The organism is Rahnella sp. NRRL B-41462, assembly GCF_003263525.1.
Taxonomy (GTDB): Bacteria; Pseudomonadota; Gammaproteobacteria; order Enterobacterales; family Enterobacteriaceae; genus Rahnella; species Rahnella aceris.
In genome coordinates this window covers 30,267-46,531 of the sequence record NZ_JYDF01000001.1, presented here as the reverse complement: position 1 = coordinate 46,531, position 16,265 = coordinate 30,267, and the positions used below count along the sequence as shown (strand labels likewise).

The 16,265-nt window shown below is 48.6% G+C and carries 25 protein-coding genes and 1 pseudogene; 13 read left to right on the top strand and 13 right to left on the bottom strand.

Annotation, left to right across the window (positions count from 1 at the left end; translation table 11 throughout):
- Positions 1-4 precede the first annotated feature (4 nt).
- The 12 genes from UC14_RS00280 to UC14_RS00230 all read right to left on the bottom strand — a co-directional run bounded on the left by UC14_RS00280 (position 5) and on the right by UC14_RS00230 (position 4,488).
- A complete protein-coding gene (locus UC14_RS00280) occupies positions 5-379 on the bottom strand; it encodes a RusA family crossover junction endodeoxyribonuclease (RefSeq protein ID WP_112197029.1) in 375 nt (124 codons plus the stop codon).
- The gene (locus UC14_RS00275; protein ID WP_112197028.1) at positions 376-651 is read right to left on the bottom strand and encodes a hypothetical protein; all 276 of its coding nucleotides are present in this window, start codon (positions 649-651) and stop codon (positions 376-378) included. Before UC14_RS00275 ends, UC14_RS00280 begins: the two co-directional genes overlap by 4 nt.
- Complete coding sequence (locus tag UC14_RS00270; RefSeq protein WP_198670042.1) at positions 648-1,115, bottom strand: hypothetical protein; 468 nt, start codon at positions 1,113-1,115, stop codon at positions 648-650. Before UC14_RS00270 ends, UC14_RS00275 begins: the two co-directional genes overlap by 4 nt.
- Complete coding sequence (locus UC14_RS26835; RefSeq protein WP_198670041.1) at positions 1,108-1,269, bottom strand: hypothetical protein; 162 nt, start codon at positions 1,267-1,269, stop codon at positions 1,108-1,110. Before UC14_RS26835 ends, UC14_RS00270 begins: the two co-directional genes overlap by 8 nt.
- Entirely contained in the window at positions 1,266-1,808 is a 543-nt protein-coding gene (locus tag UC14_RS00265) for a phage N-6-adenine-methyltransferase (protein ID WP_112197027.1), read from the bottom strand. The genes UC14_RS26835 and UC14_RS00265 overlap by 4 nt, the downstream gene beginning before the upstream one ends.
- Complete coding sequence (locus UC14_RS00260; RefSeq protein ID WP_112197026.1) at positions 1,805-2,104, bottom strand: hypothetical protein; 300 nt, start codon at positions 2,102-2,104, stop codon at positions 1,805-1,807. Before UC14_RS00260 ends, UC14_RS00265 begins: the two co-directional genes overlap by 4 nt.
- On the bottom strand, positions 2,101-2,343 hold the full coding sequence (locus UC14_RS00255) for a hypothetical protein (RefSeq protein ID WP_157962057.1): 243 nt from the start codon (positions 2,341-2,343) through the stop codon (positions 2,101-2,103). The genes UC14_RS00260 and UC14_RS00255 overlap by 4 nt, the downstream gene beginning before the upstream one ends.
- The gene (locus UC14_RS00250; RefSeq protein ID WP_112197024.1) at positions 2,340-3,125 is read right to left on the bottom strand and encodes a conserved phage C-terminal domain-containing protein; all 786 of its coding nucleotides are present in this window, start codon (positions 3,123-3,125) and stop codon (positions 2,340-2,342) included. The genes UC14_RS00255 and UC14_RS00250 overlap by 4 nt, the downstream gene beginning before the upstream one ends.
- Positions 3,115-3,348 carry a hypothetical protein gene (locus UC14_RS00245; protein ID WP_112197023.1) on the bottom strand — a complete coding sequence of 78 codons (234 nt, stop codon included), beginning with the start codon at positions 3,346-3,348 and terminating at the stop codon, positions 3,115-3,117. Before UC14_RS00245 ends, UC14_RS00250 begins: the two co-directional genes overlap by 11 nt.
- A complete protein-coding gene (locus tag UC14_RS00240; RefSeq protein ID WP_112197022.1) occupies positions 3,341-3,526 on the bottom strand; it encodes a DUF4222 domain-containing protein in 186 nt (61 codons plus the stop codon). Before UC14_RS00240 ends, UC14_RS00245 begins: the two co-directional genes overlap by 8 nt.
- Before the next feature lie 172 nt (positions 3,527-3,698).
- Positions 3,699-4,232, bottom strand: a complete 534-nt coding sequence (locus UC14_RS00235) for a YmfL family putative regulatory protein (protein WP_112197021.1) — start codon at positions 4,230-4,232, stop codon at positions 3,699-3,701.
- 19 nt (positions 4,233-4,251) lie between these two features.
- Positions 4,252-4,488: a YdaS family helix-turn-helix protein gene (locus UC14_RS00230; RefSeq protein WP_112197020.1), complete on the bottom strand. Its 237-nt coding sequence runs from the start codon at positions 4,486-4,488 to the stop codon at positions 4,252-4,254.
- Positions 4,489-4,630: 142 nt separating this feature from the next.
- Here UC14_RS00230 and UC14_RS00225 point away from each other — a divergent pair, with 142 nt between their 5' ends.
- The 9 genes and pseudogenes from UC14_RS00225 to UC14_RS26950 form a co-directional block, all read left to right on the top strand.
- Positions 4,631-5,194, top strand: coding sequence for a helix-turn-helix domain-containing protein (locus tag UC14_RS00225; protein ID WP_157962055.1), 564 nt, complete (start codon positions 4,631-4,633; stop codon positions 5,192-5,194).
- 661 nt (positions 5,195-5,855) lie between these two features.
- Positions 5,856-6,776 (top strand): recombination-associated protein RdgC, encoded by a 921-nt coding sequence (gene rdgC, locus UC14_RS00220; protein WP_255563049.1) that lies wholly within the window; start codon positions 5,856-5,858, stop codon positions 6,774-6,776.
- A gap of 103 nt (positions 6,777-6,879) precedes the next feature.
- Positions 6,880-7,398 (top strand): HD family hydrolase, encoded by a 519-nt coding sequence (locus UC14_RS00215; protein ID WP_112197018.1) that lies wholly within the window; start codon positions 6,880-6,882, stop codon positions 7,396-7,398.
- Positions 7,399-7,411: 13 nt separating this feature from the next.
- Entirely contained in the window at positions 7,412-7,768 is a 357-nt protein-coding gene (locus UC14_RS00210; RefSeq protein WP_112197017.1) for a hypothetical protein, read from the top strand.
- Complete coding sequence (locus UC14_RS00205; RefSeq protein WP_112197016.1) at positions 7,765-8,238, top strand: hypothetical protein; 474 nt, start codon at positions 7,765-7,767, stop codon at positions 8,236-8,238. Before UC14_RS00210 ends, UC14_RS00205 begins: the two co-directional genes overlap by 4 nt.
- A 2-nt stretch (positions 8,239-8,240) precedes the next feature.
- Positions 8,241-8,534, top strand: coding sequence for a hypothetical protein (locus UC14_RS00200; protein ID WP_112197015.1), 294 nt, complete (start codon positions 8,241-8,243; stop codon positions 8,532-8,534).
- A gap of 40 nt (positions 8,535-8,574) precedes the next feature.
- Positions 8,575-8,781 (top strand): excisionase, encoded by a 207-nt coding sequence (locus UC14_RS00195; protein ID WP_112197014.1) that lies wholly within the window; start codon positions 8,575-8,577, stop codon positions 8,779-8,781.
- Positions 8,742-9,929, top strand: a complete 1,188-nt coding sequence (locus UC14_RS00190; RefSeq protein WP_112197013.1) for a site-specific integrase — start codon at positions 8,742-8,744, stop codon at positions 9,927-9,929. Before UC14_RS00195 ends, UC14_RS00190 begins: the two co-directional genes overlap by 40 nt.
- Positions 9,930-10,101: 172 nt before the next feature.
- Positions 10,102-10,506 (top strand): annotated as a pseudogene (locus UC14_RS26950) (integrase); the annotation flags it as partial.
- 363 nt (positions 10,507-10,869) lie between these two features.
- Here UC14_RS26950 and UC14_RS00180 read toward each other — a convergent pair.
- Complete coding sequence (locus UC14_RS00180) at positions 10,870-11,217, bottom strand: DUF6404 family protein (protein WP_112197011.1); 348 nt, start codon at positions 11,215-11,217, stop codon at positions 10,870-10,872.
- Positions 11,218-11,570: 353 nt separating this feature from the next.
- Between UC14_RS00180 and UC14_RS00175 the strand changes: the two genes are divergently transcribed.
- From UC14_RS00175 to UC14_RS00155, 4 genes are all read left to right on the top strand, one after another.
- A complete protein-coding gene (locus UC14_RS00175) occupies positions 11,571-11,888 on the top strand; it encodes a helix-turn-helix transcriptional regulator (RefSeq protein ID WP_015690325.1) in 318 nt (105 codons plus the stop codon).
- Positions 11,885-12,415, top strand: coding sequence for a rhodanese family protein (locus UC14_RS00170; protein WP_112150846.1), 531 nt, complete (start codon positions 11,885-11,887; stop codon positions 12,413-12,415). The genes UC14_RS00175 and UC14_RS00170 overlap by 4 nt, the downstream gene beginning before the upstream one ends.
- A gap of 416 nt (positions 12,416-12,831) precedes the next feature.
- Positions 12,832-12,969, top strand: a complete 138-nt coding sequence (locus UC14_RS00160) for an AlpA family phage regulatory protein (RefSeq protein ID WP_081481102.1) — start codon at positions 12,832-12,834, stop codon at positions 12,967-12,969.
- A 264-nt stretch (positions 12,970-13,233) separates the two neighbouring features.
- Positions 13,234-16,101: a glycosyl hydrolase family 18 protein gene (locus tag UC14_RS00155; protein ID WP_112197010.1), complete on the top strand. Its 2,868-nt coding sequence runs from the start codon at positions 13,234-13,236 to the stop codon at positions 16,099-16,101.
- The last annotated feature ends 164 nt before the right edge of the window (positions 16,102-16,265 follow it).

The window sequence follows — 16,265 nt, the reverse complement described above, 5'->3', positions numbered from 1 at the left end:
CACGTTAAACCGGCTGCACACCGGCAGGTTTGAAATCAATGATCCTTACTTCTGCTTTCCCGTCCTTCGTTAAGTCTCCCCATTCAACGGTCATTCTCTTCACCTGGCTGTCGTCTGCCCACACTCCGGCGTGCGTCAGGCTGTCAAACAGCGCCTTCTGGAAGTTATCCAGATCCCGGCGCGCCCGGTTCGGTGGGAACAGGACGACATGCACGTCGAGTTCAGCAGTTAGCGGCTGCGGCTTGCGCTTCAACTGCTCATACACGGCGGCAATCGCGTTTGACCGGTATACCCGCCCGCGGGCGCTGATCAGCATGCCTTTGCTGGTGGCGCGCCAGTAACCGTTAACGCTCGGCGGGAATGGTAGTGTGAGTTTCATTCAGCCACCTCGGTAATCGCTACGTTGGTGAAGTGAATTTCGCTATCGAACGGAAGCTCACCACCCAGATATAGAACCGGTCCGAAGGTCTGCATCAATTCCCATATCTGAAACTTTGAATAACCTTCTGAATCGACCGCGGGGGGCGTGAAGTCAGGCAGGCTTGGCGCTAATATCTCAAGCTTTTCACGCTGGGATTTCATGACTGCCAGGCCAAATTCGTTCAGCTTGACTTTGACGCAGTTATTTATATTTACCGTTGCCGTTTTCATAGTTGCACCTCCGGATCGGTGTAGGTATCGCGAGTGACGGCAGCGACCGGAATACCAGCTGCAATGCTCTTGTTGGCAATTTCCATGCTGATTTTTGCCAGCTTTCCTTCAGCGTTTTTAATACGGTTTCGAGTGTTGAGCTCTTCTCGTTTCAGCTTTTCAAGACCCTCACGATGTTCAACTACTTCCCGACGCAGGGATTTAAGCTCCCAGTCGATCTTCTGCTCGCCTTCCGCGCGGGCATTAATCCAGTCGAATGCATCCACGACTGCACCACAGCGCCTACATGTGAGTTGCCGAAGGTGTTCATCAACTAATACATTCACATGGCCACAACGATATGCAGCATGTTCGGGCTTATCTGCCTTGACGAGGTTTAGCATTTCTTTGATGTCGGCATTCGACTCAAAGCGCTTGGTGAAAGCCAGCACGTTTTCGCTGTCGTCTTTCGGTTCATCAATCACAATTCACCTCCCCTGCTTTGAGCAGGCTATTCAGCACAGCATCGGCATGATCAAGCGCACTATCGTGATCCGACGGGCAAAGCTCGCCAGTAGGTGATGCAGCCTTGAGATAGCTGCGATAGGCATCAAGCCAGATTTTCTGGAGTTCGTTCACGCTGCCACCTCCTGCAGATAATCAGCGCCAGCAGTGATCAGCGCTTCACGCGATACTGTGGTGAACTGCCCGCGCGGTTTGATGAATGGCCTCCAGATAACCAGCAGACTGCCCTTGCTGTTGCCGTTCTTCCCTGGCTTGCCGGTCCCGGCATTTATGAAGGACAGGCGACCATCAGTGATAAAGCGGATTTCGTCGGCGGTAGTCAGCGCCAGCGAGAACCAACCTGTTGAGGTATCGGCGGGCAACAGCATTACCACCGGCTGGTGCTGGGTGCGGCACTGCTCGGCTGCCTTCTCAACCCACGGGGTGATCGCGCTGTATGGAGGGTTACACCAGATTGCCCCGTAACTCTCCCAATCGGCGCTCAGCGCATCATCGGTTTCAGTCAGGTACCTGGCGCAGAGCGCGTTCTGGTGGTCGGCGGCAGCGTCCAGATAGAAACCAAACTCCAGATCAAGCGCGGTGAAGACTTCAACCGGCGTCTGCCAGCGGTCTTTGTGCTCGATCGGTGTTGTGCTCGCAAATTCAGATGTCATGCCTGTCCCCTTCCCTGACGTACTGCCCACAAATTACGCTCAAACTCAGCATTGATTTCAGCCTGCGTTTTCACTGCCTCGGATGCCGCGACGAGTCGATATTTACGCGGCGATTTTTCGGTCATGGTGATTGTGATTTCTGGTCGGCGGCGCAGCGCGTTGAGGGCGCCATGAACTGCCGTAGGGTGCGGAGTCAGCCCGGTGTTATCCACGATAACGGCCTCGATTTCAGCGGCGGTGCGCGGGGTGTTATCGCTCGCCAGCACTTCAAGAACTAATTCTGGGTATGATTTCATGCGGCTTTCACTCCCTGCTGGCGCTGGGCGCACTCTTTCCAAATCTTGGCCCACGTAGTAATGGCGAAGTCACTGCGCATGCTGCGGACGCTGGCTTTGCTAGCCTCGGTGCACACCAGTTTTTCCAACTCGCTCGGGGCTTTGGTTGCTGCTACACCGCTGATGAACCGGCGGTATGCCGCGTCGCGTTCGGCGGAATCAACTGCAACTTCACCTTCAGCTGTCCACTTGCCGTTCACACAGACCGGGCGCCACTCTTCGCCCATTTGGTCGCGCTGAGCAGGTAACCTTCGAATTTGTCTGGCTGGAACAGGGTTGTCGGGCGCAGATACTCGGCCATTTTTGGAGAGTCTCCCCAGTGAACCTGCTTGTATTCGATAACCAGCTGCAGTTCTTCCAGGGTGTGACCTTCGCGGAGACGGGCACGCATGTTTTGCAGCGAGCTTTTGGTGGGCTGGTAACGTGACCCGGTGATTTGGTTGAGATGTTTCAGTGCCTGTTTAGCCTGATCAGTAATTTCAACCTCGGCGTCGGTCTGCGCAGCAGGCTGACAAAGGGTTTTTATATCTGATGGATCTTGTTTTGAATTTACTAACGGATCCCCTCCAGATTCTGGACGGTCAAAACCGCTTTTAATCACGTTTTCTGGACGTTCAGAATCTGAATATTCAGAATTGGAACGTTCAGAATCTGAATGTTCAGGAACTGGACTATCAGAATAGAAACCCGCAGCGGCTTCGCGGAGCTTCTTAACGTTCAGGTAATACAGGTTGGTTTTATTGCGGTTGCCCTTGCGGCGTTCTTCTCGGGATAACCAGCCATCTTTCTGCAACTGAGTGATAGCAGTAATGACCGTACTGCGGCCAGCGCCGATCTGGCGGGATATCGTCTCAATGCCCGGATAGCACGTGCCTTCATCGCTGGAGAAATCAGCCAGACGCAGCATTACCAGCAATTGGGTACCTTTCACGCCAGCCTGAGCCAGCCCGTCCCAGACGTATGCGGATAACTTAACGCTCATCGTAATTCCTCACGGCAGCTGCAAATCTACGGCTTGTTACTCGCCCTTTTTCAACCAGATAACGAGCCCTTGTTATTGAAACACCGAAAATGGCGGCGATTTCGGCAAAGGTTTTCCCGTCAACGCGGAGTGCAGCAGCAAACAAATAACGGCGCTCAGCCTCTGGCGATTTGGTAGTTATTACGGTATCCAGGAATTCTCGACGTGACAGATTATTAGTCATGATCTTCTATCCTCTCAAACAGCGATCGGAACAACTCAACCGGCTGTGCGCACTCATGCGGGTAACCGGCGCGCATGAAGATGACGCGATCCCCCGCTCGGTCGAAGCCCACGACGTGTACCACAACGCCCCGCCAATCCTTGTAACGCCGGTCCAGCTTTTGGATTTTTTCAGACATGCGCTTACCTTCCGGCTGTGTTCACAGACGTAACCTACCCACCATGCCGCGAACTGGTAGTTGCACGGGATCCAGCGGTTGCCTATCATCACTTCGTACGAAAGAGAGCCAGCAGTACCGCCAGTCGCTACACAGCGAATTTGCGGAACTCCTGCTTTTATGAGTAAACTGTTCATGCGTTAATTACTCCACACGATTTGTTAATGCGCCCGACGCCTCGGGACTGCACTCCTGAGGCGTCAACCTTTCCGGCTTTCGCCTTTTTGCTGAACAGCGCCAACACAGCTCGAACTTCCGCATCACGCGCCGACAGATGGCGTGAGTGATACTTCATGATTTCTTTCGCTTCCTCAGCATCAATGAACCCATCTTCCAGAGCGGCTTGAATGATCATGTCTACGTGACCACGGTGCGCCGCTGTGCGCATACTTTTGCTGAACAGCTCCACTTGGTCGAGTTCTTCCAATTGCGGGATATCGACGAACAGACCGCCGCGGCGTTGTGCAAAGTGCTCAGCCAGGCAACTCGTGCCGCTGATGTCTTCCATCGCTTCCAGCTCTGCCACCTCGAAGAAGCGACAGCCGTTCTTTTCGTACAGGTTGTTGTTGAACTGAGTTTCAGTCATGCCTAAAGCGCCAGCCATTGCAGAACGACCGCCGGGGAATGCTTTGCACATCGCTTTTACTGTGGATTTCAGGTCTACCATTTCGTTTTTCCTTCGGTAGTTATGCTAAGGATGCTGATGCGTTAGGATTTGCTGAGTCTGGTCGCTCGAGTGAAACCAGTATTTCTGCCTGAGAAATCTGGCCGTTAGTTGCAGCTGTGAGAGCTGAAATGTAGCGGGAGCTAATCTCTGCGCCGTTGAGCCACTTACTAACCGTTGATTGGCCTACGCCAATTCGGCGAGCCAATTCAGACTGAGAGCCGGTGATGCTGATTGCTTTTTCAATGACATGGTTCATTTGGTTATTCCCTCCATCATAATTATGCTTAATTATGCTTTAGGGAATAAAAATAAGCAAGTCGGTAGAGACTTTGACAGAATATGCGCGTGGGAATAACTTTTGGGGTATGAAAACACTATCTGAACGACTGGCGAAAGCCATGGCCGATACCGGATTTGACAGTCAGACCCGGCTCGCTCGAGCTGCTGGGGTTGAACAGTCTGTTATTTCAAAGATCATTGCGGGGGCCAGCAAAACTTCAAAACACAGTAGCAAGTTAGCGGCTGCGATGGGTATCAGTGCTGATTGGCTGATCAATGGCGCTGGAACAATGCAAGGCGGCATTGATAGCCCATTACAACGCATTGATGTTTCTAAGTTAGTAAAAGTCTTCGATGAAAAAGGCGATACCGGTGAAGCAATCACATGGATCTCTGAAGTTCCTGAACACTATCGCGCATATATCATGAAGAGAAACACTGGCATAGCTCAAGCGCCAGCAGGCACCGTTGTGGTGGTTAACCCAAACCGTAGCCCTTCCACTAACGATCTCGTCGTCACGTTAATCTCAGGCACTTTATCGGTTTTCAGATATCACTTATCAGGTGATGGCGGCGGTTTCTTATCGGTTGATGACACGCGCATTCCTGTAACTCCAGTTCGTTCAGAATCGGATATCGTCGGACCCGTAGAACAGATCTTCATTCCTGCATTAAGCAAGTGAACCACCCGCGAATCAGGCACAGGAGAGCCCTTAAACTCTCCTGGACCAACTCTTACAAGCCACGTACCCATATCCAAATACCTCGCAGCATCAAAACCTTTTGATGATAGTTGCCGCCAAAAAAACAACTGTATATAACCCCAGTATAAGCACGAATTCCCCTTTACTGCAAAAAATTGTCACACTCCCGTGACGCCAACAAATCACCCAAAGAATATTTTTAATTATTCTTTATTGACTATATTTATTCCCTAAAGCATACTTTAATCATCAGCAGCACAACGTTAAGAGCACTGGTTGTTGAGAGTCTCACTAACAATCAACTTCTGAACCACAGAATCAGTGCTCTTAACGTTGTGGCAAGCATCAGGTGATGGCAGGGCTCCTTACCCTGTTGCGGGTTCAACTCCCGCCGCCCTATCAGATCGACGTGGAACTCGATAATTGCTGTGTGTAGTTGTCTTTCGGCGGTGGCATGACTCTTCAACCTACCCAAGGGGGAGCGAAGATAATGTTCTGATCATGACCACCGCCAATTTTTTCGCAGACATAGACAAGGGTTCGCTGGCCCCACCAGCACACCCAGTGCGTCACCGGTGGCCCTTTTCTATGTGTGTGAGTAATTAGCCCGGTGCAGTGGGCATAAACAGGAGTAATTAACGTGAAAGAACTTTGGTTTAAAAGCCTCCAGATTTACCGCATGAGCCGCGATATCGCGCTCGATGCAGCTGAAATGCAACGTCAGATGGCTCAGTTCGTTTTCTCGCCGTGTGGCAGCCAGGACATGGCGAAAACCGGCTGGGTTTCACCGATGGGTAAGTTCGGTACCGAAAAGCTGGTGCACGCAGCCGGTCACCAACTACTGATCTGTGCAAAACGTGAAGAGAAAATCCTTCCGGCGCCGGTGATTAAGCAGGAACTAGCTAACAAGATTGAGCAACTTCAAAACGAGCAGCACCGCAAGCTGAAGAAGACCGAGAAAGATTCTCTGAAAGATGAGGTGTTGCATAGTCTGATGCCGCGCGCGTTCAGTCGCCTCACCCAGACCTTCATGTGGATTGATCTGGATAGCCGCCTGATCATGGTCGACGCGGTCAGCGCCAAAAAGGCAGAAGACATGCTGGCACTACTGCGTAAAAGCCTCGGTTCGCTGCCAGTGGTGCCGCTGACAATGGAATCGCCGATCGAACTGAACCTGACCGAGTGGGTGCGCAGCGGCCTACCGCCAGCTGGGTTCGCTTTGCAGGACGAAGCCGAGCTGAAAGCCATTCTGGAAGAAGGCGGCACTATCCGCTGTAAGAAGCAGGCATTGGTCAGCGACGAAATCAGCAGCCATATAGAAAACGGCAAACTGGTCACTCAGGTTTCGATGGACTGGCAGGAACGCGTCAGCTTCCAGATCAATGATGCCTTCACGCTGAAAAAATTGAAACCGAGCGACACGCTGGCTGATCAGAACGACGACATCGACCGCGAAGATTTTGCCGCGCGCTTTGATGCCGATTTCATTCTGGTCACCAGTGAATATTCTGCGCTGATATCGAACCTTATTTCCGCGCTGGGCGGCGAAGCCCAAAGATAATTTAAAACCATCTGAATTTAATTAATTGCCATCACTGGCAAGGGATTCGATCAAGCCCAAAACGGTGTGCAGCCTATTTATTTTAAACGTGTGGAGTAATTTTATGACCTGGTTAACCACTTTTTCAGGCGAGCATTTGGATTTCTCAAATCCTAATCTACTTGCCTTCAATATCACCGACATCGCGCAGGGGCTATCCCACGAATGCCGCTTTGCCGGGCAGATTTCAGACTTCTACAGCGTGGCGCAGCATTCTGTTCTGTGCAGTCTGATTGTTCCGCCACAGTACCAGCGCGAAGCCCTGTTGCATGACGCTACTGAAGCGTACATGAAGGACATCCCAGCCCCGCTGAAGCGCATGCTGCCTGACTATGCACGCGTCGAGCGCCAGATTGATTCCCTGATCCGCGAAAAGTACGAACTCCCGCGGGAGATGAGCGCCATCGTCAAAACAGCTGACCTGATCATGCTGGCAACCGAACGTCGGGATCTGGAAGTCGATGCCGATAATTTCTGGCCGATTCTGGAAGGCATCATGCCGACCGACATTCTTATCACACCTCTCAACCCAGTACAGGCCCGAGCTTTATTTATGCGCCGCTGGGAAGAGCTGATGTTCTGAACAGGGGGGTGTCATGGGAAAAATAACTTTAATTGTTGAATTCGAGGACGGAAAAGAACCGGCTTTAAGCGCCTCAACTACCCTGCTCGGCGGCCAGCTGGTTGCATTTGCGTGGCGTGACCTGCTCAATGACCAGGTTGTGTCAGTTGATGCGGAACTGCCATCTGCGAATGAAGAGGTACTTCTTTTTGATGCTAATGGCGAAGGCTGGGTAATTGGCTGGCGTTCAATGTGGATGGCAATGGGGCAGAAAGAAACCGGTGAATGGGAGTGGTCATTCCAACTGGATGGATTGAGCCATGAGGATGTGCGGATCACCCACTGGGCATCAATTCCAGATGAACCAGCGCCAGCAGGGGTAAAGCTATGACTAAGGCAACCAAAGAATTCCAAATCTTCAGCATCATGAAAGCCCGTGTTGAGAATGCACTTAATCAAGGGCATGACCAAATGGCTATCCCTGTCGAAGCCCTGAAAATAATCCTCGATCAGCTCGAAGTTATCAGCAAATCGGAGTGGAAGCTGGCTGGTGAATTGACCGAACTGCAAATGAATTACAACGCGATTCAATTGAAAGGTGATCAGGTCCCGGTGGCTTGGTTAAACGACGCGCACCTTGCGCGCGGCCACATCAAAGGTGAGGCGGGTGAAGAGGATGCCGGTCCGGGTATGATGCCCGTTTACCGGGAAAAATACCTTCCGCCGCAGAAACCTGTCATCAGCAAGGAAAAGCTCTGCGACTGGTTAGAAGATAATTTTGATATCAATGATAGCCAGCGGGACGCATTCGCTCAGTGTTTCGCTCATCACTGCAACTGCATCGTCAAAAAGGAAGATTAATAATGAAAAATTTAACCAACGAACGTCTGAAGGAAATTATCGCGCACCGCTCCCCTTCTCTGCGCTGGGGAGAAGCGGAGGCAATGGCAAGCGAGCTTTTGATTTTGCGACCGGGTGAAGCGCCAGCCGTTACGCCTGACTCAGCGCCATCATTTATTCTGGATTTAATGGCCCAGATCCGCGCCGCAAAATCACCAGAGGAAGTCCGCGCAATTAAGGCAAAGGTCTGTGCCGCTGATCTGGATGTTGCTGTGGAGACGTTCGACAAGGCGATCGAAAAGCTTTCAAATCTGTAAGCCGGTGTGCAGCCGGCTCTATTAACGTGTGGGGGTTCGCATGATCAGTTTGGACTGTATCCCAGTCAGTGCCTATTGCAGCACAACTGGGGAAACAATTGATGCCATCAACAAGCGCATTCAGCGCGGCGTCTGGAAAGAAGGTGTTCAGGTGTTAAAAGTTGATGGCGTAAAAGAACGTTGGATTGATCTTGCGGAGGTAACAAAGTGGGCGAGAGGGAACCGGCAAAACTGCCAAGAGGCGTGACGTTACGCAGTCACAAATCAGGCCAAACCATCAATATCACATTCACGTATAAAGGGGTGAAATGCCGTGAGCCCCTTTCTAATATCGATGTGAACCCAAAAAATATTAAATATGCCGAAAGGCTGCTGGGAGAGATTTACAATAAAATTGAGCGTGGCATTTTTAATTACGCGGATCAGTTCCCGAAATCCACGCGGTTAAAACTCTTTGGAAATAATCAGAGCTCTAAATCTGTAAAAGACTATATGGACGAATATATAACTCTTTGCGAATTGAGGGGGCTGGCCCCCTCAACTATCACCGGTTATAAAAAATGCCGGTCCGCGCTGAAGGGCATGCACAAAATGCAGGTCTCTGACATCACCACGGCGATCGTGAAAAGCTGGATCAAGAACCAGACAACCACGTTGAAAACCACCCGTAACAGGCTGTCATTCCTCGGGCTCGCGATAGATGAAGCGGTTACTGATGGGTATCTGGCAACAAACCCGGTCTCTTTGGTTTCAGCATCCCGTTATAAAAACGATACGGACACAGCGGAGAGCGAATACATCGTTGACCCTTTCGAGCCAGATGAAGTAACGGCTATACTCTCCGCCGCCAGGTCACCACAGGAAGAAAACCTTTTCCGGTTTGCATTCAGATCAGGGCTGCGAAGTTCTGAGCTTTGCGCGCTGCGATGGGATTACATCGACTTTGTGGGCGCCACCGCACATATACAGACGGCCAGTGTTGAGGGGGTAACGAAGGGAACGAAAACGCGGGCGGGGAAAAGAAAGGTAGAGCTGGACGGCGATGCGATGCGGGCGCTAAAAGACCAGAAACAATTCTCCTTCACGCACAGCGAGTTTGTTTTTCTGGATCCAAAAACGGGGGAGCCTTGGGCGGGGGCTGATGCGATCAGGAAGAAAGCCTGGTTACCGGCGCTGAAGAAAGCCGGTGTCCGGTACCGCAATCCGTACCAAACCCGTCACACCTTCGCCACCATGCATATCAGCATGAATGCCAACCTGTTCTGGCTGGCCGGGCAGATGGGTCACAAGGGTCCGGAAATGCTGTTCCGGCATTACGGTTCATACCTGAAAGCGTACAGTGGGGTGACGGAGGAAGTACGTCAAAAGAGCCGTAAAGGATACGCAGAACCGTAAAAGTAAAATAACTCTTTTATTTTTAATTGGTTGGAAAGGTTCGGACGCGGGTTCAAATCCCCCCAGCTCCACCAAATAATGATCCGGTTATTACCAGATAAGTCCGGAGAAGTCCTGAAAGCCCGCATCCCTTCTAGGTTTGCGGGCTTTTTTGTGTCTGTAGAAGTCCGAGATCGAGAACATTCCTGTTCAGGAGCTGAAAGCATGCACACTTATTCAGGTGTTAGAGCCAATCAAAGCACGCGCAGCGTTAGAAGCTGTCGGAAGGTTAGTTCAGCGCATCAATGAGATAATGATTTATGCGGTGAATGTGGGATTGATTGAGGCGAATCCAGCTTCAGGTATAGGTAATGCTTTCGAACGCCCGAAGAAGCAGCACATGCCTACAATACGCCCTGCAGAAGCCTCAGCAATAGCTTGGTCAGAGACCGATATCGAGAACAAGCAGTAGTGTATTCCAGCGGAACGTATGAAGGCAAAACGTGATCATATAGCCCCTCTCTCAGAACAAGCTTTAGAGCTGCTGGAAATCATGCCTCCAATTAACGGGAATCGTCAGCACGTTTTCCCTAGCCGAAAGGTCGGGCTGTGCCGCAAACGTTGAAAGAGTATGAGATTGAATTCTTGAAGAAAAAGACCAATCCGGGTCTGCAAACCAATCTGATCTTAAGTGAAGACTGCGAGACAGACTGGTTGCCAATGTGCGAAATCAAGAATGCTTAAAAAGAAACCGGCTCAGGCCGGTTTTTTTCATTGAGAAGTAGTAACTGGTCACTTGAAGTGATGAGTTATGGGCAGTTCAGGGCAAACTAATCACCACATAACATAATGAAATTAAACAAAAAAACAAAAAGTGAACACTGTGAACACTGTGAACACTGTGAACACTGTGAACAGTTTTTATATAAATCTTTTTTCTGATGTTCAAATTGTTGCCTTCTTAGAGGCTCTTCCAGTCAGGCAACTTGTTGGACCGCTTGCGCCAATAGTGGAATAACGCCATGAATAAACCAAACAGCAAACCGGCAAAGAGGGCGATGAATACCGCATGCAATACGCTGAAGCCTTGATTTTTCCAGATAGTGAACCACATGAAAATGCCCCATATAGGGCTGTACAAGGCGGCGAAGAACATCGTATTAAGCCAGAAAGGGGCAAACGGAGGCGGTGGCATTTTACTCCCCATTTTCCAAAACAAGCGTAAGATGGGGGGCGCATAATTGCTCCGCCACATCTTTTTATTTTCCATCAGGTCTATTGCCTTTTTCTTCTTTTCTTCAAATACCATCATCCGACTCCTTTCATTAGATACCAATAAAGACTTTCTAATAATATGCCTTATTCAACGTAAGCCATTAGAGTGAAATAAACTAAACACTCAGCCTCCTATATCAGAATCAGAGCAGCCAAAATCATCGTGAGAAGCACCTCAATAATCGGTTCAAACCGGAATTTTGCATTTTTTGGCCAACGGTTCATTGTAAGTGACCAGTTAGGGCAATCTCATCACCATTTAACCATTTGAAAAATAAAGTAAACACATAGTGGACAGTTTGAGCATTTTATTCATAAATCTTTTTTTTGCTCTACGCCTGCATTTGATTTAGACTTTATTTAAATTAGATAAACCTGAAATAACATATGAAAAATACTGACCTTGAATTTTTGCAAGATAGCGCGGCTCAGGCGACCAGGCTTCTCAAGTCCATGAGTAACGTTAACCGACTATTGATTCTTTGTACTCTCATTGACTCACCGGGAACTTCAGCAGGTAATCTAAGTAAACTGACAGGATTAAGTCCTTCAGCCACATCGCAGCACCTGGCGAGAATGAAGGAAGAGGATTTGATTGAATGTTCCATAGATGAGCAACGAAGAAATTATTTCATTAAAAATGAATCGATTCGAAAAGTTATCGCAACGTTAAAGGACATTTACTGCCCTGAGGATTTAAAATGAGCACAAGAACTGTAAGTCCTGCAGAAGCACATGAACTCATGAAAAATGGCAGCACTCTGATCGACATTCGGGAGCCTGCTGAATTTCTTCGAGAGCACGTTCCTGGAGCTATCTCTTTTCCACTATCCGATATTTTGTTGGGGAAAAAAATCAAGGACCTGCCTGTAAATCATCCTGTTATTTTTCACTGTTTGGCGGGTTCACGCACAGCTCAAAATGAAGATGCGCTGGTCAGAACAGCAGACCCGGCAACAGTTTTATTGTTGTCTGGCGGCATTAATGCCTGGAAAAATGCAAATCTTCCGACGATTGAAGACAAGAAATATCCTCTTCCAATCATGAGGCAAGTTCAGATTGTAGCTGGAATACTTATCCTCGCAGGGGTATTGATGGGATACGCAATAGATGAAAGCTTCTTTCTATTATCGGGGTTCGTCGGTGCAGGCCTGCTTTTTGCTGGTGTAAGTGGTTGGTGCGGAATGGCAGTTTTGCTTTCCAAAATGCCATGGAACAAGCTTAAGCATTAAAGATTGGGTATACGTTTAGGTATACAAACAAAAATTGAATTCAATTTTTTACGGAAACCCGGCAATGGCTGGACAAACTGGAGTGAATGAAAGTTACACGCTGAAAAAAGGTCCGTCGGGGTGAATTCATCAGTGAGCTGTTCTGATAAAAGCTGAATATCAGTATTTTCATAGTCCAACATGGACCTCACTGATTCCCACGGCGTATTTTGTACCCAATCTGGTAGGGTCCCACGTACATCGTCGAAGCTTTTAATCAAAAAGTCGTAAGTTTCTTTAAAATTAATTTTCATTAAAATAAAAAATTATGTACTTTCGGCTTTTAATAAAAAAACGAGAAGGCACAAATATTTTTAAAAACAACCACATCCCTAATCTTCCTGCATCCAAACCAATATGATTCAGGAGAATAAGCCATGACATCATCTAATGTTAAGGTTCTACGCTTACCCGCTGTCGCGCTCAAAATGGGTCTTTCCAGATCCACAATTTATGACCGGATGAACCCAAAACCTCCCCGCTTTGGCCCAACGTTTCCAAAAACAAGGTCTTGAGGGAGTCAGTTGGTGGGATGGCGAGAGGCTGATCGTGAGTTCAGCCCCCCAATAATCACATTTATTTATAATTGGCAGCCAAAACATTTATTTAAATGATGCGAGTACCTTTATTATTTAAATACACATGGTTAAGGGTAAGTTTAATTTACTCATTCTTAATATATAATTAAATACTATGCAAATAATGCAAATGATATAAAGGCGCGTATTTCTTGTATCCTTGTTAATAAACGAGTTTATAGACAAATTAGGAAGTCACCTATGCGCTTAAATAAATTAACTAAAGCAATCCTGTTTTCTGCTATTGGATTCCCAATAATTTCGTCTGCCGCCACTGTGACGGCAAGCGATCAGACTAACACCTTCTCCGGCCTCGATTACTCAATGATGATCACCAAAGATGGTGGTCACACCTGGACTGCGTATACCAACGCATCGCAAAACAACTTCCCAGGTACTGTCTTAGCGCAAGTCGCGCCAAAACAGGAACTGGCTATTATTTCTGAGGATTACGATCCAAACCGCACCTATAAAGGCGGCGATACCGTTCGCTTCCTGGGATACTACTGGACTGCACAATGGTGGGTTGACCAGGGTATTAGCCCGGGAACCGATCCAGTATGGGTATCCGGTGATGCTATTAACATCAAGCCTTACATCAGCTTCCAGTTCACGCCGTATACCGGCCAGGACGCTATCGATCTGCAGAACCGTGAAAAAGCCAACGTAGCTGCACAGCGTAAAGTGATTGGTTACTTCCCGGAATGGGGCGTGTATGAAGCCCATAACTTCTTTACCCCTGATAAAGTGGACTACTCTGGTCTGACCCACCTGAACTACGGTTTTGCGGTGGTGAAAAACGGTGTGGTGACCATGCATGACACCGATAAAGCCCCTGGACTGATTAAAGACCTGGATAAACGGACTGAAGCGGCCAACGTGGCGCATATGATTTCTGTCGGTGGCTGGAATAACTCCCAGGAAGGTGTCTTCGAAGCGGCAACCGCCACGGATGCAGGTATTGAGAAACTGGCCAACAGCATGGTCAGCTACATGGCACAATGGCATTTCGACGGCCTCGACATTGACTGGGAATATCCGAATACCGAAGCTGAGAAAAACCAGTTCACTAAACTAATCCAGTCGCTGCGTACCAAACTGGATGCGCAAGGTCTGAAAGATGATAAGTATTATCAACTTTCTGCGGCGGTCACCACTAATCACAACAACATTCAGTTCATCAACCCGGCGGTAACCACGCCATTGCTGGATAGCGTGAACGTGATGGCGTATGACATCCACGGTGCCTTCGATCTGCTAACCGGTCATAACGCACCGCTGTATGAAAACAGCCATGATGAAGATAAAGATCTGAACGTGGCTGACACCATGACGGCCTATGTCGAAACCTGGAATGTGCCGAAAACCAAGCTGATGATGGGAATCCCATATTATGGTCGTGGCTGGGGCCATGTGCCGGGTACAGAACTCATTCCTGGTTTGCCGGGCATGTTTAACACCGGCGCGGCAACCGTAAAAGGTGCATGGGATGATGCGGATCAGTTTACAGGTACCAACCCGTGGTATGTGCTCAAGCAAAAACTGGCCAGTGGCGAATACACGCGCTATTGGGACCCAGAGTCACACGTTCCGTATCTCTACAGCAAAACCAAGCAAGAATTCCTGACCTATGACGATCCGCAGTCCATTGATGAAAAAGTAGATTACATTCTCGATCAGGGCTTCGGTGGTGCGATCCTGTGGGATATCAGTGGCGATACTCCGGAACACGAACTGGGTAATATCGTTAAAGAAGTGAAAAACACGCCGCTTCCGGATGATTCCGATGTGCCAGTACCAGATGAAGATCCGGTTATCGATAAGACCGATCTGAAAGCTATTCTGGTCAGCGTGGATGATGGTCAGACTCGTGTTTACATGAATCTCGATTCCAGCAAAATTACGAGTGGCACGGCATATACAGCCTATGTTGACGGGAAATATCTTTTCGGCACAGAAGGCACTCACTATTACTACAGCAACAAGAAAAGTTTAGGTAAAGAAGCTTCATTCCGTACAGGGGATGTTGAAAGCCGCCTGGCAGTAGGTTCTGTCATTTCGGTCAAACGTGAGTACCCGAATCAGGCTGTTCTTGGTCAGATTACGGTCACGCAGGATATGCTCGACGGTAATAACCCGGTGATCTCTGATGGCAGCGTGAAGTCGATGAGTGTGTCGAAAATCAATAACGTGCCGTATATTTTCGTTGATTTTGATAAAGAAAAACTCCACAGCGCAGATGGTTCTTCTTATGTTGCTAAAATCGTTAATGATAGCAAGAGAGGCAACTATATTTTCAACTGCGATAATGGCAAATGTGATTACAGTACCGAGACTGTAGATGGCGCTATTTCACACGTTAAGTCGGATGAAAAAGACATTTCTATCGGTGAAACCATTGTCATTCAGCGTGTGTCACCTAATCCGGCAGTTGTGGCCCAAATGGTGGTCACCAGCTTTGAGCCAGAACCGCAGCCAGAACCGCAGCCAGAGCCTGTGACCGGTCTTAAAGTCACCCTGTTCCAGAACGCTGGTTATACTGGCGATAGCCTGGAAGTCACTGGGGACATCGATTGCTTAAACGGTGTTAAGATGAAAAACGGTACTGACGCCAATGATCAAGTGTCGTCCTTTACGATACCAGAAAGTTCGTTGGGGGTGCGTTTATTCACAGAATGTCAATTCAAAGGAACTTCGAACCTATTTCCATCTTCATCTCAATATGATCTGACCAGGTATCTCAGCGAAATGAACAAAGCAGTCTCCTCTGTTCAGGTCGTTAAAGCAGAAGCTCGTGAAGCAAGCTATGATCGTGGCGGGTTCTTACAGATTTACGGGGATATTCCACGGCTCAGCGCCGAAAAAAGGGGCGATTATAGAGATACTTACGATAATGTCATCTCCCAAATAGAGGTTGCTGAGGGTTATACCGTCCGCCTGTATTCTGAGCGTGACTATCAAGGGTCTTATGTTGATGTGAAATCAGGTCAAAAGATTCCCGACCTTAGCGCAGTGTCATTTGATAACAAAGCCTCTTCATTAAAAGTCTTCATCGATAAAGCCAAGTAATCTTCCATGAACGGTCTTTGACAATGTCATCTTAAGTCAAATGCAGACCTTCAATCGCCTTTACTCCTGTGGGTAAAGGCGATTTTTTTGCCTGATATCTTCAGACATTGGAATATTTATCCTGTTGTTTTTAAGAATAAACGCAGCCCCTCTGCCGCTATAGA